The organism is Micromonospora globosa, from assembly GCF_000717585.1.
Classification (GTDB): Bacteria; Actinomycetota; Actinomycetes; order Mycobacteriales; family Micromonosporaceae; genus Micromonospora; species Micromonospora aurantiaca.
In genome coordinates, this window is record NZ_JNZR01000034.1 from 107,056 (window position 1) to 125,410 (window position 18,355).

Below are 18,355 nucleotides of genomic sequence, written 5' to 3' on the forward strand. Positions count from 1 at the left end.
TCCGACGCTTGATCATCTGCCGCCGTCCGGTGGTTACGATCGGCGGGTGACCGCCCCTCCCGCGCGCCCGCTCACCGTCGCCGCCGTCCAGGCCCAGCCGGTCCCCGGCGACGTCGCCGGCAACGCCGGTGCCGCCGCCCGCCTCGTCGCCCGGGCCGAGGGCGCCCGCGTCGTGGTGCTGCCCGAGCTGTTCCTGCCGGCGTACCACCCGCCGACCCTCGGCGCCGATCCGGACGCCACGGACGTGGCTGCCGACGCCGACGGCCGGGTGACCGACGCCCGGCTGGACCCGCTGCGCTCCGCCGCCGCCGACGCGGGCGCGGCAGTGGTGATCGGCGCCGCCGTCCGCCACCCCGACCGGCGGCGCACCATCTCCTCGCTCGTCGTGGACCCGGCCGGCACTGTCACCGCCGCGTACGACAAGCAGCAGCTCTGGAGCGGCGAGCGGGAGCTGTTCGACGCCGGACGCCGGGGCGCCACGATCGAGGTCGACACGTGGCGGCTGGGTCTGGGCGTCTGCTACGACGGCTGTTTCCCGGAGCACGCGCGGGCCGCCGCCGGCGACGGCGCACACGGCTACCTCTGCCCGAGTGGCTACCTGGCCGGCTCGGCGCACCGCCGCGACCTCTACTACGCCGCCCGGGCGCTGGACAACACGATGTACGTGGTGTTCGCCAACTCGGTCGGCGGCACCGATCCGTGGCGGTTCAACGGCGGCGCGGCGGTGTACGACCCGGAGGGCCGGCCGCTGGCCCGGGGCGCCGACACCGGCGAGGACGTGCTGGTGGCCACGCTCGACCCGGACGCGCTGGCCGCCACCCGCGCGGCGCACACGATGCTGCTGGACCGCCCGCTCGACGCCGGGGCGGATCGCGCCGTCCTCGTCGCCTGATCGCCGTGGCGGGGCCCTCGGCCCTGTCGGTGCTCCAGCCGTTCCCGTAGGGTGCCCAGGTGCCGTTGCTCCTGCTCGATCTGGACAACACCCTGCTGGACCGCGACGGGCCGTTCCGCGCCTGGGGAGAACGCTTCCTGGACGGCATCGGCGCGCCCCGGGCCGACCTCGACTGGCTGGTGTCCGTGGACGCGGACGGGCTGACCAACAGGTGGGACGTGGCGGATGCGATCCGCGACCGGTACGCGCTGCGCATCCCCTCGATCGACCTGGTCGACGAGCTGCACGACGGCGTGGTGGCCCACATGCGGCTCGATCCGCTGGTGGCCTGCGCGCTGCGGATCGCGGCCGACGCCGGCTGGGTGCCGGTGGTGGTCACCAACGGCGCGTCCCGTCAACAGGACGCCAAGATCCGCAAGACCGGCCTGGACCGGTACGTCGCCGACTGGGTGATCTCCGAGGAGGCGGGCGTCAGCAAGCCGAACCCGAGGATCTTCGCGCTCGCCGCCCAGCGGGCCCGGATGCCGCTGCGGGGCGCGTGGGTGGTCGGCGACAGTCCGGAGGCGGACATCGGCGGCGCGACCGCCGTGGGCCTGCCCAGCGTCTGGCTGCACCGGGGACGCCGCTGGTCCGACCCGAGGTTCGCGCCCACCCGGATCGAGGACGGTCTGATTGCGGCCGTCGCGGCCGTACTGGCCGGCTGACGGCGGCAGCGGCGCGGCCGGCAGGCAGCGCGGCGGCACAGCGGCGCACCACGCGGAAAATCCGTTGACCCGCCGCGGGCGGGGCACGAGCATGGTGCCGCGCGAGTGCGCAGCCGGGTGTGCCCGGTCGAGGAGAGGGGGTCGGTCATGGCCGTTTTCGCAGGGTCGTACCACCTGCCTCCACCAGCCTCGATCGAAGGACAGATCCACCCGTGCGCGATCACGACATCCCGGCGCCGCAGCGCCGTGGCCGCGGCAAGAGCCGCTTCGACGACGACGAACCCGACTTCCTGAAGCGGGGGCGGCACACCCCGCCGACCCTCACCGACCCGGACGCCGAGCCCGAGGCGGAGGACGCCTGGTCCTCCTGGGACCAGGCCGTCCACGGCCCCCAGCCGTACCCGGAGTGGCTGGTCACCGAACTGGCCGCCCGGGACACCGAGCTCGGGGTGCTCAAGACCGGCAAGGAGGCGGACGTCCACCTGGTCCGCCGCGCCGTGCCGGGCACCGACCGCGCGTGCCTGCTGGCGGTCAAGCGGTACCGCGACGCCCAGCACCGGCTGTTCCACCGGGACGCCGGTTACCTGGAGGGCCGCCGGGTACGCCGGTCCCGTGAGATGCGGGCGATGACCGGCCGCACCGCGTTCGGCCGGCAGATGATCGCCGGGCAGTGGGCGGCGGCCGAGTTCGCCGCGTTGTCCCAGCTCTGGGAGATCGGGGCCGCCTCCGGGCGGATCGCCGTGCCCTACCCGGTGCAGCTGCTCGGCACCGAGCTGATGCTGGAGTTCGTCGGCGACGCCGAGGCGGGGGAGGCCGCGCCGCGGCTGGCCCAGGTCCGGCCCGACGACGACGAGCTGCGCGACCTGTGGGACCAGCTCGTGGAGGCGCTGACTGTGCTCGCCCGGGCCGGGTACGCACACGGCGACCTGTCGCCGTACAACCTGCTGGTGCACGCGGGCCGGCTGGTGATGATCGACCTGCCGCAGGTGGTCGACGTGGTGGCCAACCCGCAGGGGGCCGACTTCCTGGCCCGCGACGTGCGGGTGGTGGCCGCCTGGTTCACCGCCCGCGGGATGCCCGCGACGGTGACCGACCCGATGGCGCTGACCGAGGCGCTGCTGCGGGAGGCGGGCATCCGCTGACCGGCGGGCGTCCCGGGCGGGAGACCGCCCGGGACGCCCGTCCGGTCCGGGTCACTGGAGGTAGCGCTCGACCTCCGGCACCGGGCGCTCGCCCTGGGCGTCCGGGTCGCCGTGCGCCTGGCGGGCGGCCCGGCGGCGGCGCAGCAGGTCCCAGCACTGGTCCAGGGACTCCTCCAGCGCGCGCAGCCGCTCCCGCGCCTCGTCGTCGGTGCCGGCCTCGTGCTGCTGCGCGTCGGCACGCAGCCGGTGCTCCTCGTCGACGAGTTCCGAGATCCGGCTGAGGATGGTCTTGTCGTCCATGCCCGAAGCTTGGCACAGCGGACGAGTCCGCGCCCGCGTTCTGCCGCCGTCCGCCGGAGGTGAGCGTTGCTCGCTCTCCGCAACGGCCACTGTGTACGCGAGTGACGCATATCCCACCGGCTCCATTCTCGACAAAGAGATTGTTGCTACGTGAAATATCCTCCGACCTGCCTTTTGATCTGCGGCTCAGGATGGCATGCTCGCGAGCAACGTCACGGGTCGATACGGAGTCGCGACCCTGAGTCAACCGAGGGAGCGTTCAGGTGCCCGAACCGACGGACACACCGAGGCCCACCGGCCGACCCCGAACCGTGCCGCTGCGGCAGATCCTGCCGGCGGTGCTCCGCGACCCCGCCCGGGCCCTCATCGACATCGGTAACCGTACCGAAGGCGACCTGGTCCGGCTCAACCTCGGCTCGTTCCGCCCCTACCTGGTCACCCACCCCAAGCACGTGCAGCACGTCCTGCGCGACCGGGCGGACAACTACGAACGGGCCGGTGACGGGCTGTTCTGGCGCCCGGTCAAGCGGCTGTTCGGCGAGGGGATCCTCGGCGAGGGGCAGATCTGGTCGGCCAGCCGCCGGATGCTCCAGCCGATGTTCACCGCCAAGCGGGTCGAGGCGCTGGTCGACGGGATGGCCGACGCGATCCGCGACGCGGTGGAGGAGCTGGACGAGCCAGCCCGCGCCGGTCAGCCGGTCGACATCGGCGTGGAGCAGGCCCGGATCGTCAGCCGGGCGATCATGAAGGTGCTCTTCGCCGACCGGATCTCGGTGCCGGACGCGATGCGCGTGATCGAGGCGCAGGACCGGATCGCCACCGCCGTCATCCCCCGGATCATCGTGCCGTTCGCGCCTCTGTCCCTGCCGATGCCGGGGGACCGCACGTTCGCCCGCGCCGTCCGCATCGTCGACGACGTGCTGGTGCCGATCGTCCGCGAGACGCGCGAGTCCGCCGACCAGGGCGACGACGTCATCTCGACGCTCTGGCAGGCCCGCACCGACGACGGGCGGCAGCTCGACGAGCGGCAGGTCCGCAACGACACAGTGGCGATGTTCGCCGCCACCACGGAGACCACCATCAACGTGCTGACCTGGGCCTGGCCGCACCTGGACCAGCACCCCGAGGTGGCCGAGCGGCTCTACGCCGAGATCGACGAGGTGGTCGGCGGCGAGCCGGTACGCCGCGAGCACCTGAGCCGCCTCACGTACACCCGGATGGTGCTCGACGAGTTGCTGCGGCTCTACCCGATCGGGTGGATCATCCCGCGCCGCGCGGTCGCCGAGGACGTCATCGACGGCGTGCCGATCGAGCCCGGCGCCACGATGGCGGTCAGCCCGCTGATCACCCAGCGGATGCGGCAGTTCTGGGACCGTCCGGACGAGTTCGACCCGGAACGGTTCCGCCCCGAGCGGGTCCGGGCCCGGCACCGGTACGCCCACTTCCCGTTCGGCGGCGGGCCGCACCAGTGCCTCGGCATGTACCTGTTCTACCTGGAGGCCCAGCTCATCCTCGCCACCATGCTCAGCCGCTACCGGTTCCGGCTGCACCGCCCCGGCGTACCCGGACTGCGGCTGGCCGCGGCCCTGCGGCCGCGCGAACGCGTCGAGCTGACGCTCGTCGCCGCCGGGCGGACGGAGCCGGCATGACCGACGGGCCGACACCCGATCCGCTTGCGGTCGCCGCGGAGCAGGGCCGGGTCTGCGCGCTCGCCGCGCAGGGCCAGCGCGGCCTGCGCAGGGCCGCCGCCGCGCATCCCGAGCTGTTCCCCGGCGACCCGTTCGACGCGACGCTGTTCAGCAGCATCGCGCAGGCGATGGCGTTCAGCGCCCCCTGGCACACCGCCGCCGAACTCGCGGTGACCAACCGCGCGGTCCTCTGGGGCTTCGCCGTCGACTGGCTGGTCGACCACCAGGCCACCAGCCGGGCCGAGGTCGACCGGATCACCGGCGTCTGCCTGGACGTGCTCGACGGCGGCGAGTCCGCCGACCCGCTGGGCCGGTTCCTCGCCGAGTTGCGGGACGACGTCGCCGCCGCGCCCGCCTATCCGGCGCTGCGCGGCCACTGGCGGGACACGATGGCACGCACGCTCGACGCGATGGCCCGCGAGTGGGACTGGCGGCGCACCGGCCGCCCCACCCTCGACGACTATCTGGCCAACGCCGACAACCTCGCCGCCACAGTGGTGAACGTGGCGCACTGGATCCACACCGGATCGGTGTCCGACGCCGGCACGCTGGAGCGGCTGATCCAGGTCGGCGACGAGGTCCAGCGGGCCCTGCGCCTGGTCAACGACCTCGGCACCCACCGCCGCGACGCCGAGTCCGGCGACCTCAACGCGCTGCTGCTGGTCGACGACCCGGCCGAGGTCGAGCGGCGCTTCGCCGAGCAGGTCGACCACTGCCGCGTCCTGCTGGCGAAGCTGGCCGGCGAGGTGCCGCGGGAGGCCGACTTCCTGTCCCGGCAGCTCGGCTTCACCACCGGCTTCTACCGGAACACCGACTTCTGGGGCGTGCGGTGACGCTCACCGCCGGATCGGTGCCCGCCACCCGGTCCGGGACCACGCGCGACCTGATCACGGCGCTCGGCGGTGAACCGGAGGGGCAGACGTCGCCGTCGGTCTACGAGACCGGACGGCTGGTCGCGCTCGCGCCCTGGCTCGACGGCCACGACCGGCGCGTGGCCTGGCTGCTGGACCGGCAGCGTCCGGACGGCGGCTGGGGCGGTGCCGGCGGGTACGCGCTGGTGCCGACGCTGAGCGCGATCGAGGCGCTGCTGACCGTGCTGCACCGCGACGGCCCGGCCGCCGCGCCCGCCGCCGCCGCGCACCGAGGGCTGGCGTACCTGACCGGCGCGCTGCGCGCCGGCGCCCCGCCGGACCTGCCGGCCACCGACCTGATCGTGCCGGCGCTGCTGACCGCTGTGGACCGGCATCTCGACGGGCCGGCCGGTCCGCCACCCGGGCTGGCCGAGTGGGCCGGCCGGCCCCGTCTGCCGCTGCCGGCCGGTCTCGACGCGGCCCGGCTGACCCGGGTACGCGGACTGCTCGCCACCGGGAGGCCGGTACCGGAGAAGCTGGCGCACGCGCTGGAGGTGGCGGGCGAGCTGGCGTACCGCGCGCCCGGGGTGCGTCCCTCGGCCAGCGGCGCGGTCGGCGCCTCACCCGCCGCGACCGCCGCCTGGCTGGGCGGTCCGGAGCCCGGGCCGGCACTGGACTACCTGAACGCTGTCGCCCGGCCCGGTCCGGTGCCCTGCGCGAGCCCGATCACCGTCTTCGAACGGGCCTGGGTGCTCGGCATCCTGGTCCGGGCCGGCGTGCCGGTCGGCGCGCCCGACCCGGTGCTGACCGAGCTGCGCGCCGCTGTCGGACCGGCCGGTGCGGCCACCGCGCCCGGCCTGCCCGCCGACGCCGACACCACGGCGGTCACGCTCTACGCGCTGGCCCGGCTGGGCCGCGCGCCCGGCGTCGCGCCGCTGGCCGGGTTCGACACCGGACGGCACTTCTGCACCTGGCCGGGGGAGGACGGGGCGTCGCTGACCACGAACGCGCACGTGCTCGACGCGCTCGGCGAGCAACCGAGCGCGCCCGGCGTCACCGGCGCCCGGCGCCGGGTCACCGAGTGGCTGCTGGGCCGGCAGGAGCCGGACGGGCGGTGGGAGGACCGCTGGCACGCCTCGCCGTACTACGCCACCTACGCGGTGCTGCTGGCGCTCGCCGACCACGCGCCGGACGGCGCGGCGCGCGCCGCGGTCGAGCGGGGGGTGGCCTGGCTGCTGGACACGCAGCGCCCGGACGGCTCCTGGGGACGGTGGGACGGCACCGCCGAGGAGACCGCGTACGCGGTGCTCGCCCTGGCCGACGCGGGCCGGTCCGGCGACTCCCGGATCACGTCGGCGCTGGCGCGGGGGCGTCGCCGACTGTCCGAGCTGGACGGATGCGACGGTGAACCGGCACTATGGCACGACAAGGACCTCTACCGCCCGACGCGGATCGTGCGCGCCGCGGTGCTGGCGGCCTCCGGCCGTGCCGGGGCGACCCGGACCGGGGCCGCACCTACCATGATCAGGATCGCTTGAATGAGGTTCCCGACGGCTGCTAGCGTGCGCCGGAGTCGATCGGATTTCGGACCGACCGAAGACCGGGCCAGGACGGTGTGATGGGTTCCCGCAGTACGAATCTCCGTACGAAGATCATCGCGCTGCTGGCGTCGCTGACCGCGCTCTGGGCGTTCGCCGCATGGGTGACCGTACGGGACGGATTCAACCTGCTCGGCGTGCAGACGCTCAACGCGCGCGTCTTCGAACCGAGCGACCCGCTGCTTCTGGAGCTGCAGGCCGAGCGGCGGCTGTCGCTGCGCTACCTCGGCGAGTCCGACCCGAGCCGGTTGCAGGAGCTGGAGGCCCAGCGCGCGCGTACCGACGAGACCGCCGGCGCGCTGTGGCGCTCGGTGCGGGACTGGCGCACCGAGATCCCGGCCAGCGAGGAGCTGATGCAGCGGCTCGACGAGCTGAAGGCCGAGCTGGACCAGCTCGGCCAGGTACGCGCCGACGTCAGCCGCAAGACCATCGACCGGACCACCACGCTGATCGCGTACGACGACGCGGTCGACGGGATCTTCGCGGTCTTCGACGCCCTCGGCGGCCTCGACGATGACGAGATCGCCGAGGACACCGCCGCGCTCATCGACCTCAACCGGTCCCGGGAGCTGCTGTCCCAACAGGACGCGCTGCTCACCGGCGCGATCGCGGCCAACCGGATCACCGTCGGCGAGCAGACCGCGTTCGCCCGCCTGGTCGGCGCGCAGTGGTTCCTCGCCGACCGCACCGCCCGCGAACTCGCCCCCGGCGACCGTGCCCGCTTCGAGCGGATGGTCGAGGGCGACGCGTTCCAGCAGCTCCGCACGCTCCAGGACCAGGTGCTCGCGGCCAAGGGCGCCGAGGTGCGCCCGCCGGTGACCGCCGCGGCCTGGCAGGCCGCCGCCGAGAAGGCGATGGCCGACCTGCGCGAGGTGATCCTCGCCGGCGGTGAGGACATCGTCTCCCGGGCCACGCCGGTCGCGGTGGGCGTCATCGTGCGGCTGGTGCTCGCCGCCGGTCTCGGCCTGATCGCCGTCATCGCCTCCGTGGTCGTGTCGATCACCACGGCGCGGGCGCTCGTCCGCCAGCTCGAACGGCTCCGCGAGGCCGCCTTCAAGCTGGCGCACGAACGGCTGCCGAGCGTCGTGGAGCGCCTGGGCCGCGGCGAGGAGGTGGACGTCGCCCGCGAGGCGCCACCCCTGCAGTTCGGCGACGACGAGATCGGCCAGGTGGGCAAGGCGTTCAACGTCGTGCAGGAGACCGCCGTCCGGACCGCCGTCGAGCAGGCCGAACTGCGCCGCAGCGTCCGCGACGTGTTCCTCAGCCTGGCCCGGCGTACCCAGGCGCTCGTGCACCGGCAGCTGACGCTGCTGGACGCGATGGAACGCCGGGAACACGACGCCGAGGAGCTGGAGGATCTGTTCCGGGTCGACCACCTGGCCACCCGGATGCGGCGCAACGCGGAGAACCTGATCGTGCTCTCCGGCTCGACGCCGGGCCGGGCCTGGCGGCGCAACGTCCCCATGGTCGACGTGGTCCGCGGCGCGGTCGCCGAGGTCGAGGACTACACCCGGGTCACCGTGTTCCCGCTCGGCGAGGTGTCGCTCACCGGCCGTGCCGTCGGTGACGTGATCCACCTGCTGGCCGAGCTGATCGAGAACGGACTCTCCTTCTCGCCGCCGCAGACCACTGTGGAGGTCCGCGGTCAGCTCGTGGTCAACGGCTTCGCCATCGAGATCGAGGACCGCGGCCTCGGCATGAGCGCCGACGAGCTGGCCGCCGCCAACGCGCGCATCGTCGACCGGTCCGAGCTGAACCTCGCCGACGCCGCCCGGCTCGGCCTGTTCGTGGTCAGCCGGCTCACCGAGCGGCACGGCGTCAAGGTGCAGCTCAAGGAGTCCGCGTACGGCGGCACCACCGCAGTGGTGCTGATCCCGCGTGAACTGATCACCGCCGAGGGCGCCGACGGCGCCGACGAGGCCGACGGCCTGCCCGCACCCGGGACGGCCCTGCCCGCGGCGCCCGCGCCGGCTCCGGCACGGAGCACGCCGGCCGGCGACGGCGACGGGCCGGCGATCCCGTCCGGCCCGGACGGCGGCGCCGAACCGGACCAGCCGGCCGAGCCCGCCCCGCAGGCGCCGGAGCCGGTGACCCAGGCACCTCGGCTGACCCCCTCCGGGCTGCCCGCCCGTACCCGCAAGCGGCAGCCCGCGGTGGCGGGGCCCACCACGGAGCTCGCGGTGGTGGAGCGTCGGCCCGCCGCCACGACGGACGCGGCAGAGGCATCACCGGCGGAGCCGGAGACCGAGGCGGAGACGGCGCCGGTCACCGACGCGGGACTGCCGGTCCGGGTACGCCAGGCCAGCCTCGTGCCGGAGCTGCGGCACGACCAGACCGGGGCGGACGACGACGCCGCCGACGACGACACGGCGCGTGCACCGGAGCAGGTGCGCCGGATGATGAGCTCCTACCAGAGCGGCACCCGACGCGGCCGTACCGATGCCGCGCGCCTGCTCGGCGGAGCGCAGGGGGCCGGCGGTGGGCCGGCCGACGCGGACGAGCAGGTTACCTGACCGGGACGTCGACGCGACGGAAACCGGAAGCTGACGGCACACCAGCCGGGAAGATGAGGACGACGAGTGGCGCAGAAGACGGCTTCGAGCGCGGATCTGACGTGGCTGCTGGATGACCTGGTCGGCCGGGTCAAGCAGGCGGAGCACGCCGTGGCGCTCTCCACCGACGGACTGTTGATGGCCTCGTCCCGCGGATTGAGCCGGGACGACGGCGAGCACCTGGCCGCGATGGCGGCGGGCATCCAGAGCCTGGCCCGCGGCGCGGGCAAGCGGTTCGGTGGCGGGCACGTACAGCAGACCATCATCGAGATGCAGTCCTCCTTCCTGTTCGTCACCGCGGCCGGGCGCAACGCCTGCCTGGCGGTGCTGGCCTCGGAGGACGCGGACGTCGGCCTGATCGCGTACGAGATGGCCATGCTCGTCACCCGGGTCGGCCGGTTCGTCGCGTCACCGACCCGGGAACAGCCCCTCGGCGAGAACGCGGCACGATGACCGGCCGGGGGGACTCCGCGGAGCAGGAGTGGGTGGACGACCACGCCGGCCCGGTGGTGCGCCCGTACGCGGTGACCGGAGGCCGGGCCCGCCCGGTCACCGGCACGTTCGACCTGATCTCGCTGGTCACCTCGACCCGCACCGATGTCGGGTCGGAGTCCGGGCTGGGCCCGGAGCACGTGGCGATCGTCGGCCTCTGCCAGCGGATCCTCTCCGTGGCCGAGATCGCCGCCCATCTCGACCTGCCGGTGGGCACGGTCCGGGTCCTCCTCGGAGACCTGGCCGCCCGCAGCCTGGTACAGGTACGCGAGCCGCGCGCGACCACCGCCGGCCTTCCCGACGAGCACGTTTTCGAGGCGGTTATCAATGGACTACGGGCGCTCTGAGCGGCCGGCGGGCGCCGCGCCGCTGCCCACCGCGATCAAGATCCTGATCGCGGGCGGGTTCGGCGTCGGCAAGACCACAATGGTCGGCGCGGTCAGTGAGACCCGCCCGCTGCGGACCGAGGAGGTGCTGACCGAGACCGGGATCGGCATCGACGACCTGTCCGGCATCGAGGAGAAGTCGACCACCACTGTGGCGATGGACTTCGGCCGCATCACCATCAGCGACGACCTGGTGCTCTATCTGTTCGGCACGCCCGGGCAGGACCGGTTCTGGTTCGTCTGGGACGAGCTGGCGCTCGGCGCGCTCGGCGCGGTGGTGCTCGCCGACACCCGCCGGCTGGCCGACTGCTTCCCGTCGATCGACTACTTCGAGGGGCGCGGTACGCCCTTCGTGGTGGCGGTGAACTGCTTCGAGGGCGCCAAGACGTTCCGTCTGGACGAGGTGCAGGCCGCGCTCGACCTGGACCCGGGTGTGCCGGTGGTGCTGTGCGACGCGCGCAAGCGGGAGTCGGCCAAGGAGGTGCTGATCACGCTGCTGGAGCACGCCATGAAGCTGCGGGAGGCGCGCCGCCGCGCCGCCGAGGACTGAGCGGTCACAACATCGACGGGGGAGTGGCGATGACCGAGGTGACGGTCCGGGCGATGAACCCGGACGAGTTCGACAGATGGCAGGACGAGCTGGCCGCCGGGTACGCGCGGGAGCACGTCACGGCCGGCAACTGGACGCCCGAGGAGGCGCTCGGCCGGGCCCGGGAGGCCACCGCCGGCTTCCTGCCGCAGGGCATGGCCACGCCCGGCATGCTGTTCCTGGTCGGCGAGCTGGCCGACGGCTCACCGGTCGGCCGGCTGTGGATCGGCCTGACCCACCCGCGCGGTCTCGCCGACTGCGCGTTCCTCTACGACATCGAGGTGGCCGCCGGGCACCGGGGCCGGGGCCTCGGGCGGGCGCTGCTGGCGGCCGGGGAGCGGGCGGCCCGGGAGCACGGCGCCCAGGCGCTGGAGCTGAACGTCTTCGGCGCCAACGAGACGGCCCGCAAGCTGTACGAGACGTCCGGCTACCGGGTGGTCACCCAGCAGATGCGCAAGGATCTGTCCTAACGCCGGTCCTCACAGGCGGGTGGCGGTGCGGACCAGTCCGGCCAGCGCCCGGGACCGGCTGTGCGGCGGCCAGGCGATCACAGTGGTCACCGTCGGCGCGTCCGGCACCGGCACGGCGGCCATGTCCGGCCACAGCAGCGACCGGCACGACTCCGGCAGCAGCACCGCGGTACGCCCGAGCGCGACCAGCTGGAGCAACTGGGAGTGGTCCCGCACCTCGGGGCCCGGCCCGTCCGGGTAGGTGCCGTCGCGCAGCGGCCAGCGCGGCAGCGGCAGGCCGGGCAGCGTCTCGACGTCGGCCATCCGCAGCTGCGCCCGCCCGGCCAGCGGATGCCCCGCCGGCAGGACCAGCACCTGCTGTTCCGTCACCAGTTCCTCGGTGTCCAGTCCGGTCGTCGAGTCGAACGGCAGGTGCAGCAGCGCCACGTCGGCCCGACCGTCGCGCAGCAGCCGTTCCTGCTCACCGATGCCGGACAGCAGCACCTCCACCCGGACCGCGTCCGGCTCGGCGGCGTACGCGTCGAGCAGTTTCGGCAGCAGCTCGCTCGACGCCCCCGCCTTCGTCGCCAGCACGAGCCCGGCGCCGCCGTTCGCGGCCTCACCGGCGCGGCGGGTACGGCGGTCCGCGGCGTCCACCGCGTCCAGGGCCGCGCGGCCCTCGCGGAGCAGCACCGATCCGGCCCCGGTGAGCGCGACGCGGCGGCTGTCCCGTTCGAGCAGCGTCACGCCGAGGCGCCGTTCGAGCTGGCGGATCGCCCGCGACAGCGGCGGCTGGGCGATGCCCAGGCGGCGCGCGGCGCGGCCGAAGTGCAGTTCCTCGGCGACCGCGACGAAGTAGCGAAGCTCCCGCGTCTCCATCCCGCCACCGTACCGCCGGATTGATACCCGTCGGGTATCGCCCGCTACCGAGGTGGTGTTGGAGGCCCGCCCGCCGCGCGGACAGGATCGACACCATGAGTGAACGGACGATCGCGCTGGTGACCGGCGCGAACAAGGGAATCGGGTACGAGATCGCGGCCGGCCTGGGCGCGCTCGGCTGGCGGGTGGGCGTCGGCGCCCGGGACGGGCAGCGGCTCGCCGAGGCGGTGGCGAAGCTGCGCGCGGGCGGCGTGGACGCGTTCGCCGTACCGCTGGACGTGACCGACGACGCGAGCGTGACCGCCGCCGCCCGGCTGCTGGAGACGGAGGCCGGTGGCCTGGACGTGCTCGTCAACAACGCCGGCGTGACAGGTGGCGTGCCCCAGCACCCCGGTGACGTGGACGTCGCGACCATCAGGGCCGCCGTCGAGGTGAACGTGATCGGGGTGGTCCGGGTGACCGAGGCGATGCTGCCGCTGCTGCGGCGCTCGGCCTCGCCCCGGATCGTCAACATGTCCAGCGGCGTCGGCTCGCTGACCAGGCAGAGCGCCTCCACAGGCGAGGACCAGACCGGTCCGCTGTCGGTCGCGTACGCGCCGTCCAAGAGCATGCTCAACGCGGTGACGATCCAGTACGCACGTGCGCTCGCCGGGACGAACATCCTGGTCAACGCCGGCTGCCCCGGCTTCACCGCGACCGACCTGAACGGCTTCCGGGGCGTGCGGACCCCACAGCAGGGCGCGGCGGTCGCGATCAAGCTGGCGACGCTGCCCGACGACGGGCCGACCGGCGGCTACGTCGAGGACGCGGGCACGATCCCGTGGTGAGCGCCGCCCGTCAGCACCACATGACCGGGTTGCCGGTGGCCACCGACGCCGCGCACAGCCGGCGCAGCGGCTCCACGATGTAGGCGAAGTCCTCGCCCGGCCGGCTTCGGGTCCGCACCGCGAGCCGTTCGGGCGGCGGCTCGCCGTGCTCGCCCACCGGCCGCATCGCCACTGTCGTCCGCGTCCCGCCGGCGGTGAACTCCACCCGGTCGCCGGGCAGCGGCCGCTGGCCGAACCGGACGGCCCGGAACAGCGTCACCGGCGGGTCGGCGCGGTCGAGGACGAAGAAGCCGTCCGGGTCGACGCCCGCCTGAAAGCCCGGGCCGAACATGAACAACCCGCGGTAGGCCTCGACGTACTGCATCACGACCGCGCCGGTCGCCTCGTCGATCAGCTCGACCTCGTCGGTGATCCGGTCGGTGCCTGCGATCACGTCCAGCTCGGCGAGCGCGACCGCTGCCCGGTCGGCGGGCAGCGAGCCGCCGTTGGCGTCCGGCAGCGCGGCGGCGAGCGTCGGGAAACGGTGCTCGCCGGCCGCGCGCAACGCCTGCTGGAACAGGCGTACGCCGGCCCAGTTGGACACGCGCTCGCTGACCAGCTCCATGTGCCGGTGCGGGCAGGCGTCCCCGGTCATCCACGCGTAGAAGGCGTTGTCGGCGGCCCCGTCGTACTCGCCGGCCTGCACCAGCGCGAGCCACCCGTCCTCGTCGTAGCCGACCGGCCCGATCGGGCACGGCGTGGCGAGGCCGTCCTGCCAGCACCGGCAGTACACGAACGCGTCGAGTCCCACGCCGGCACGCTACCGGCGCCCGCCCCGGCGCCGCGCGCCGGTTTCGGCGGCTCAGGTGCCCGCGCACCGGCTCGCGACCGCTCGGGTGCCCGCGCGCCGATTCGCGGCGGCTCAGGTGACGGCGAGCAGCACGGCGTCGCCGCTCGCCGCCGCGTCGCGGTAGAAGTCGCGCAGCGCGGTGAAGTAGGGCAGCAGGTAGCCGTCGAACTCGTCGTCGCCGTCGTCCCAGATGTGCGGGTAGATCTCGGCCTCCGACATGGCCTCCGGGTCGAAGCGGGCCCGCAGCGTCGCGTCGTCCACCGCGTCGAGCCCGGCGGCCACGGTGCGGACCGCATCCGGCATGAGCAGCCGGGCCGGGCCCATGCCGAGATCCGGCCCGATCGGGTCGCCGCCGACGATCGCCGGCCCGGCGTCGCCCCGGATCTCGTACGTGGTGCCGGTCAGCAGGTAGTGCAGCCCGTGCCACGCCTTGTCGAGGTCGAGTTCGTCCGGACCGCCCTGGAACAGCGTGCCGACCGTGTCCGGATCGGCCAGTACCGTCGCCAGTTCCGCGCCGGACAGCCGGCGTGCGGCGAACACCATGCCCATGTGGTCGTCTCCCCGGGGGGTGTCTGTGGAAATCGGCGGCAGCGTAACGCAGGCGTCCGACAGCCGTGTGATCATCGGCGTATGGCCACTGACACCCGGCACCTCAGCGTCCACATCGATCGTCCGGTGGCGGAGGTCTACGCCTTCGCCGCCGACCCGGCGAACCTGGCCCGCTGGGCGCCGGGCCTCGGCGGTTCGGTCGTGCCCGTCGACGGCCACTGGTTCGTGGACACACCCGAAGGGCGGGCGCGGCTCACGTTCGCCCCTGCCAACGAGTACGGCGTGCTCGACCACGAGGTGCGGACGCCGTCGGGCGAGACGGTGTACGTGCCGTTGCGCGCCATCGCCGACGGCGACGCCACCGAGGTGGTGTTCAGCCTGCGGCGGATGCCCGGCATGAGCGACGCGGACTTCGACCGGGACACCGCGCTCGTGGAGGCGGACCTGGCCCGGCTCAAGGCCGTACTGGAGAGCGCCACCGGCTGACCGGAATGGGAATTGCGCTGCGGCGAATAACAGCTGTGGTGGCCGGTGAATGCAATTCGGTGAATCAGTCGCCGATGGCGTCCCGCATTCGTTCCCTCGTCCAGTATTCGGACGGGTCGGTGGCGCCGGGGCTCGGATTGTGCGTCGCGACCACCGGGCCGGGCGGCGCCGGTCGCCCCGCGTCGCCCTCGCGCGCCGCGAGGACCACGACGGCCGCGGCGACGGCGAGCGCCGCGACGGCGGCCGCGCCGAGCAGCACACGATGTGACATGTCGCCTCCTCCGGGCCGGGTGCCGGTCCGCCTGGTGCCGGCCCGCCTGGTGCGCCGGGTGGCACACCAGGCGGACCGTCGTTCACCAGGTGTCGTTCGCGTACGTGTTGTAGAGCGTCCCCACCACCGCGGCGGAGAAGTACGGCGAGCCGTTCGTGTTCGAGCCGCTCGAGTAGCTCATCACCCCGTGCACGTCACCACGTCTGGTGGTGTTGTCGTAGCTGTAGTACCACGGGCCGCCGCTCGAACCGCCCCCGAAGCCGCAGTTCATCTCGATCCGGTTGCTGCCCGCGTCCCTCGACGTGCCCGAGCAGACCCACTGGATCTCGCCGCTGTCCTTGTTGCTCGGGTAGCCGAAGATGTCGTAGTGGTACGCCCGGCCACCGCCGGTGAGCAGCCCGTTGGCGCCGACCGCGTCCACGATCGACCGGCTGCCGTAGACGAGCGCGACGGCCACGTCGTACTGCCGCTCACGGGTGCTGATCCAGCCGCTCGGCACCGCGAGCGTGGACCAGTCCCAGGTGCCGTACGGCTGCGCGCCGTTGCGGTACGACGGCACGAACATCCAGTTCGCGGTGTGCCAGTCCCGGCCCGGCCCGTCGTGCACGCAGTGCGCGGCGGTGAAGACCATGTTGCGCGCCGGACTGTTCACCACGCTCGCCGAGCAGTAGTGGCCGAGACCGTCGGTGGAACTGGTGTAGAAGATCTTCCCCACCGTGATCGACTCGTTCAGTTGGGTGCCGAAGCCGCTGCCGTCCTTCGGTGCCACCGCCTCCGCGAAGCGCCGCACCCGCTCCGCGGTGGGGCTCTGGGTGACCGGGCCGGCGGCCTTCTCCACCTCGTCGGCGGGAGTGGCCGCCGCCATGCGCTCGGCCGTCCAGTAGGCCCTGGCCTGCGAGGACGACCCCGCCTTGCGCTCGATCGACGTGACAGCAGCCGGAGCGGCCGTGCCTGCGGCGGTGCCGGTGCCGGCCAGTGCCGGAGTGCCGGCGAGGATCGCCGGCAGGATCAGGGCCGGCAGGGCCAGAAGTCTGATCGTCGTCTTCATGAAATCCTTCCCAGTGTTCGATTCCCGGATCGAAACTGGAGCGCCCCCGTTGTGCATCGCGATATCGGCAACGTATCGACGGGCTTCGGAGCGTGTCAACGAATCATGGACGTCGATTGTTTGCGGTGTCGGATGTGCGATCGGGGGGCGAGGGACATCACCGAATTGCAATTTCACGATGAGTGGGATGCCGGCTTCAGCGGTCGTTCGTTGCCGCCGGTTCGTGAGCGGCGCTCGGCCTCGGTAGCCTCGAAGCCGTGACGAAGGGGCCGGGGCCACCATGACTGCTGATCCGCCGCCCGCCACCGGACGACTGACCTTCGCCGAGATGACCGTCGACGACCTCGACGACATGGCCGCCCTTCTCGGCGACCCGATTGTGATGCGCTACTACCGGCGACCGAAGATCCGGGCGGAGGCACTGGACTGGATCCGCTGGAACGAGGGCCTCTACCGCGGCCACGGCTTCGGACTGTGGGTGCTCAGGTCACGGGCGACAGGCGAGTTCGTCGGCGACTGCGGTCTCACTCCGCAGCCGGTGGACGGGGTGATGGAGGTCGAAGTCGGTTACCACCTGCGGACCGGGATGCAGGGTCGCGGATTCGCCACGGAGGCGGCGGCCGCGTGTCGCGACCACGAGCGCGATCGGCTGGGCGTCGACCGTCTCGTCGCGATCATCCACCCGGACAACATGCCCTCACAGCGGGTCGCGGAGCGGATCGGGCTGAGCTTCGAGCGTGCGACGACGTCCGAATCGGGGGATCCGGTGCACGTGTACGCCGCGCGCCTGGCCTGACCGGGCTCAGCGGCGGGCCGACGTCACGAACCGGGTCCACGCGGCCGGGGTGAAGGTGAGCACCGGCCCGGCCGGGTCCTTCGAGTCGCGGACGCCGACCACACCGGGCAGGTTGCCGGCGACCTCGACGCAGTTGCCGCCGTTGCCGCCGCTGCGGGTGCTCTTGCGCCACCGGGCGCCGCTCAGGTCCATGCCGCCGCCACTTCCCTCAGCAGTTCCAGGGTCCGCGCGCGGGGCAGCGCCTCGCCCCGGATGCGTTCCCACCGACGCTCCAGGGTAGCAATCTCCGAGGGCTGCTCGATGATCTGCGCGCGGGCCTGGCTGTCCACATGCGCCACCCGGTTGCCGTCGCGCAGCTCCGCGATGACGAACGGCCCGTCCAGCCCGGGATAGGTCGGCGTGTCGGCCGGCACCACGTGGAGCTGCACGTTCGGCAGCTCGGCGCAGGCGAGCAGATGGGCCACCTGCGCGGCCATCAGCGCCCGGTCGCCGGCGGCGGCGCGGCGCAGCACCTGCTCGTCGAGCACCACGACGTACAGCGGCCCGCGCGGCCGGGTGAGGATGCCCTGCCGGTCCAGCCGGGCGGTGACCAGGTCGGTGATCTCGTCGGCGGTCAGCGGCTGGCCGATGAACGTGGCCCGGGCGTACGCCTCGGTCTGCAACAGACCCGGCACCCACGCCAGCTCGAACGTGCGTAGCGCGACCGCCTCGCGTTCGATGTCCACCCACGGGCGGAACCAGACGGGCTCGCGGCGGCGGACCGCGTCGGGCCAGAGCGCCTCGATCGGCTGGCCCAGCAGGTTCGCCACAGTCGCGCGGTGCCGGCTCTGCGGGATGTGCCCGGGGTTCGCCCACCGGGCCACCGTCTTCGGGTGCAGGCCGAGCCGCTCCGCCAGGCTCTCGGCGGTGTGGCCGGCGCCGGCCAGCGCGGTGACGAAGGCGTGGTTCATGCCCATTCCTCCCCGGAGCAAAAGAACCGTCCGAAGGAGATTACACAACGCTGTGTGATTGTTCGGGCACCCTCGGC

Annotated in this window: 22 protein-coding genes; 14 read left to right on the top strand and 8 right to left on the bottom strand. The window is 73.5% G+C overall.

Annotation, left to right across the window (positions count from 1 at the left end; all coding sequences use genetic code 11):
* The first annotated feature begins 46 nt into the window (after positions 1-46).
* From IF06_RS0126380 to IF06_RS0126390, 3 genes are all read left to right on the top strand, one after another.
* Positions 47-892, top strand: a complete 846-nt coding sequence (locus IF06_RS0126380) for a carbon-nitrogen hydrolase family protein (protein ID WP_030274210.1) — start codon at positions 47-49, stop codon at positions 890-892.
* A gap of 59 nt (positions 893-951) precedes the next feature.
* Positions 952-1,596, top strand: coding sequence for an HAD family hydrolase (locus tag IF06_RS0126385; RefSeq protein WP_013287424.1), 645 nt, complete (start codon positions 952-954; stop codon positions 1,594-1,596).
* Between the two features lie 212 nt (positions 1,597-1,808).
* A complete protein-coding gene (locus tag IF06_RS0126390) occupies positions 1,809-2,738 on the top strand; it encodes a serine protein kinase RIO (protein WP_030274212.1) in 930 nt (309 codons plus the stop codon).
* Between the two features lie 51 nt (positions 2,739-2,789).
* Here IF06_RS0126390 and IF06_RS0126395 read toward each other — a convergent pair whose 3' ends face one another.
* Positions 2,790-3,038 (bottom strand): DUF2630 family protein, encoded by a 249-nt coding sequence (locus IF06_RS0126395; RefSeq protein WP_013287422.1) that lies wholly within the window; start codon positions 3,036-3,038, stop codon positions 2,790-2,792.
* A 311-nt stretch (positions 3,039-3,349) separates the two neighbouring features.
* Between IF06_RS0126395 and IF06_RS0126400 the strand changes: the two genes are divergently transcribed.
* The 8 genes from IF06_RS0126400 to IF06_RS0126435 all read left to right on the top strand — a co-directional run bounded on the left by IF06_RS0126400 (position 3,350) and on the right by IF06_RS0126435 (position 11,664).
* Entirely contained in the window at positions 3,350-4,687 is a 1,338-nt protein-coding gene (locus tag IF06_RS0126400) for a cytochrome P450 (protein WP_030274215.1), read from the top strand.
* Positions 4,684-5,559: a terpene synthase family protein gene (locus IF06_RS0126405; protein WP_013475907.1), complete on the top strand. Its 876-nt coding sequence runs from the start codon at positions 4,684-4,686 to the stop codon at positions 5,557-5,559. The genes IF06_RS0126400 and IF06_RS0126405 overlap by 4 nt, the downstream gene beginning before the upstream one ends.
* Positions 5,556-7,115 (top strand): prenyltransferase/squalene oxidase repeat-containing protein, encoded by a 1,560-nt coding sequence (locus IF06_RS0126410; protein ID WP_030274217.1) that lies wholly within the window; start codon positions 5,556-5,558, stop codon positions 7,113-7,115. The genes IF06_RS0126405 and IF06_RS0126410 overlap by 4 nt, the downstream gene beginning before the upstream one ends.
* An 80-nt stretch (positions 7,116-7,195) precedes the next feature.
* Complete coding sequence (locus IF06_RS0126415) at positions 7,196-9,688, top strand: nitrate- and nitrite sensing domain-containing protein (protein ID WP_013287418.1); 2,493 nt, start codon at positions 7,196-7,198, stop codon at positions 9,686-9,688.
* A 66-nt stretch (positions 9,689-9,754) separates the two neighbouring features.
* Positions 9,755-10,180 carry a roadblock/LC7 domain-containing protein gene (locus IF06_RS0126420; protein WP_013287417.1) on the top strand — a complete coding sequence of 142 codons (426 nt, stop codon included), beginning with the start codon at positions 9,755-9,757 and terminating at the stop codon, positions 10,178-10,180.
* Positions 10,177-10,566 (top strand): DUF742 domain-containing protein, encoded by a 390-nt coding sequence (locus IF06_RS0126425; RefSeq protein ID WP_013287416.1) that lies wholly within the window; start codon positions 10,177-10,179, stop codon positions 10,564-10,566. Before IF06_RS0126420 ends, IF06_RS0126425 begins: the two co-directional genes overlap by 4 nt.
* Entirely contained in the window at positions 10,547-11,155 is a 609-nt protein-coding gene (locus IF06_RS0126430; protein ID WP_013287415.1) for a GTP-binding protein, read from the top strand. Before IF06_RS0126425 ends, IF06_RS0126430 begins: the two co-directional genes overlap by 20 nt.
* Before the next feature lie 29 nt (positions 11,156-11,184).
* Positions 11,185-11,664 (top strand): GNAT family N-acetyltransferase, encoded by a 480-nt coding sequence (locus IF06_RS0126435; protein ID WP_030274220.1) that lies wholly within the window; start codon positions 11,185-11,187, stop codon positions 11,662-11,664.
* A 9-nt stretch (positions 11,665-11,673) separates the two neighbouring features.
* On the opposite strand, the gene IF06_RS0126440 is transcribed toward IF06_RS0126435, so the two are convergent.
* Positions 11,674-12,522, bottom strand: coding sequence for a LysR family transcriptional regulator (locus IF06_RS0126440; RefSeq protein ID WP_030274221.1), 849 nt, complete (start codon positions 12,520-12,522; stop codon positions 11,674-11,676).
* A gap of 95 nt (positions 12,523-12,617) precedes the next feature.
* Between IF06_RS0126440 and IF06_RS0126445 the strand changes: the two genes are divergently transcribed.
* Entirely contained in the window at positions 12,618-13,349 is a 732-nt protein-coding gene (locus tag IF06_RS0126445; RefSeq protein WP_030274223.1) for an SDR family NAD(P)-dependent oxidoreductase, read from the top strand.
* A 10-nt stretch (positions 13,350-13,359) separates the two neighbouring features.
* Here the strand turns inward: IF06_RS0126445 and IF06_RS0126450 are convergent, their stop codons facing one another.
* Both IF06_RS0126450 and IF06_RS0126455 read right to left on the bottom strand, forming a co-directional pair.
* Complete coding sequence (locus IF06_RS0126450) at positions 13,360-14,139, bottom strand: hypothetical protein (RefSeq protein WP_030274225.1); 780 nt, start codon at positions 14,137-14,139, stop codon at positions 13,360-13,362.
* 111 nt (positions 14,140-14,250) lie between these two features.
* Positions 14,251-14,727, bottom strand: a complete 477-nt coding sequence (locus tag IF06_RS0126455; protein ID WP_030274227.1) for a YfbM family protein — start codon at positions 14,725-14,727, stop codon at positions 14,251-14,253.
* An 81-nt stretch (positions 14,728-14,808) separates the two neighbouring features.
* On the opposite strand from IF06_RS0126455, the gene IF06_RS0126460 reads away from it, so the two are divergent.
* Complete coding sequence (locus IF06_RS0126460) at positions 14,809-15,213, top strand: SRPBCC family protein (RefSeq protein ID WP_030274229.1); 405 nt, start codon at positions 14,809-14,811, stop codon at positions 15,211-15,213.
* 64 nt (positions 15,214-15,277) lie between these two features.
* Here the strand turns inward: IF06_RS0126460 and IF06_RS0126465 are convergent, their stop codons facing one another.
* Positions 15,278-15,484 (bottom strand): hypothetical protein, encoded by a 207-nt coding sequence (locus IF06_RS0126465; protein WP_013287408.1) that lies wholly within the window; start codon positions 15,482-15,484, stop codon positions 15,278-15,280.
* An 82-nt stretch (positions 15,485-15,566) separates the two neighbouring features.
* The gene (locus tag IF06_RS0126470; RefSeq protein WP_013287407.1) at positions 15,567-16,532 is read right to left on the bottom strand and encodes a trypsin-like serine peptidase; all 966 of its coding nucleotides are present in this window, start codon (positions 16,530-16,532) and stop codon (positions 15,567-15,569) included.
* A gap of 280 nt (positions 16,533-16,812) precedes the next feature.
* Between IF06_RS0126470 and IF06_RS0126475 the strand changes: the two genes are divergently transcribed.
* Positions 16,813-17,328 (top strand): GNAT family N-acetyltransferase, encoded by a 516-nt coding sequence (locus IF06_RS0126475; RefSeq protein ID WP_030274231.1) that lies wholly within the window; start codon positions 16,813-16,815, stop codon positions 17,326-17,328.
* A gap of 6 nt (positions 17,329-17,334) precedes the next feature.
* Here IF06_RS0126475 and IF06_RS0126480 read toward each other — a convergent pair whose 3' ends face one another.
* Both IF06_RS0126480 and IF06_RS0126485 read right to left on the bottom strand, forming a co-directional pair.
* Positions 17,335-17,520 (bottom strand): DUF397 domain-containing protein, encoded by a 186-nt coding sequence (locus tag IF06_RS0126480; protein WP_030274233.1) that lies wholly within the window; start codon positions 17,518-17,520, stop codon positions 17,335-17,337.
* Complete coding sequence (locus tag IF06_RS0126485) at positions 17,511-18,278, bottom strand: DUF5753 domain-containing protein (protein ID WP_030274235.1); 768 nt, start codon at positions 18,276-18,278, stop codon at positions 17,511-17,513. The genes IF06_RS0126480 and IF06_RS0126485 overlap by 10 nt, the downstream gene beginning before the upstream one ends.
* Between the last annotated feature and the right edge of the window lie 77 nt (positions 18,279-18,355).

Excerpts from the sequence above, each read along its gene's own strand:
- IF06_RS0126430 (WP_013287415.1), top strand. The coding sequence starts at position 10,547 with ATGGACTACGGGCGCTCTGAGCGGCCGGCGGGCGCCGCGCCGCTGCCC.
- IF06_RS0126440 (WP_030274221.1), bottom strand. The coding sequence starts at position 12,522 with ATGGAGACGCGGGAGCTTCGCTACTTCGTCGCGGTCGCCGAGGAACTG.
- IF06_RS0126480 (WP_030274233.1), bottom strand. The coding sequence starts at position 17,520 with ATGGACCTGAGCGGCGCCCGGTGGCGCAAGAGCACCCGCAGCGGCGGC.
- IF06_RS0126485 (WP_030274235.1), bottom strand. The coding sequence starts at position 18,278 with ATGAACCACGCCTTCGTCACCGCGCTGGCCGGCGCCGGCCACACCGCC.
- IF06_RS0126460 (WP_030274229.1), top strand. The coding sequence starts at position 14,809 with ATGGCCACTGACACCCGGCACCTCAGCGTCCACATCGATCGTCCGGTG.
- IF06_RS0126445 (WP_030274223.1), top strand. The coding sequence starts at position 12,618 with ATGAGTGAACGGACGATCGCGCTGGTGACCGGCGCGAACAAGGGAATC.
- IF06_RS0126475 (WP_030274231.1), top strand. The coding sequence starts at position 16,813 with ATGACTGCTGATCCGCCGCCCGCCACCGGACGACTGACCTTCGCCGAG.
- IF06_RS0126455 (WP_030274227.1), bottom strand. The coding sequence starts at position 14,727 with ATGGGCATGGTGTTCGCCGCACGCCGGCTGTCCGGCGCGGAACTGGCG.
- IF06_RS0126465 (WP_013287408.1), bottom strand. The coding sequence starts at position 15,484 with ATGTCACATCGTGTGCTGCTCGGCGCGGCCGCCGTCGCGGCGCTCGCC.
- IF06_RS0126470 (WP_013287407.1), bottom strand. The coding sequence starts at position 16,532 with ATGAAGACGACGATCAGACTTCTGGCCCTGCCGGCCCTGATCCTGCCG.
- IF06_RS0126425 (WP_013287416.1), top strand. The coding sequence starts at position 10,177 with ATGACCGGCCGGGGGGACTCCGCGGAGCAGGAGTGGGTGGACGACCAC.
- IF06_RS0126435 (WP_030274220.1), top strand. The coding sequence starts at position 11,185 with ATGACCGAGGTGACGGTCCGGGCGATGAACCCGGACGAGTTCGACAGA.
- IF06_RS0126405 (WP_013475907.1), top strand. The coding sequence starts at position 4,684 with ATGACCGACGGGCCGACACCCGATCCGCTTGCGGTCGCCGCGGAGCAG.
- IF06_RS0126395 (WP_013287422.1), bottom strand. The coding sequence starts at position 3,038 with ATGGACGACAAGACCATCCTCAGCCGGATCTCGGAACTCGTCGACGAG.
- IF06_RS0126415 (WP_013287418.1), top strand. The coding sequence starts at position 7,196 with ATGGGTTCCCGCAGTACGAATCTCCGTACGAAGATCATCGCGCTGCTG.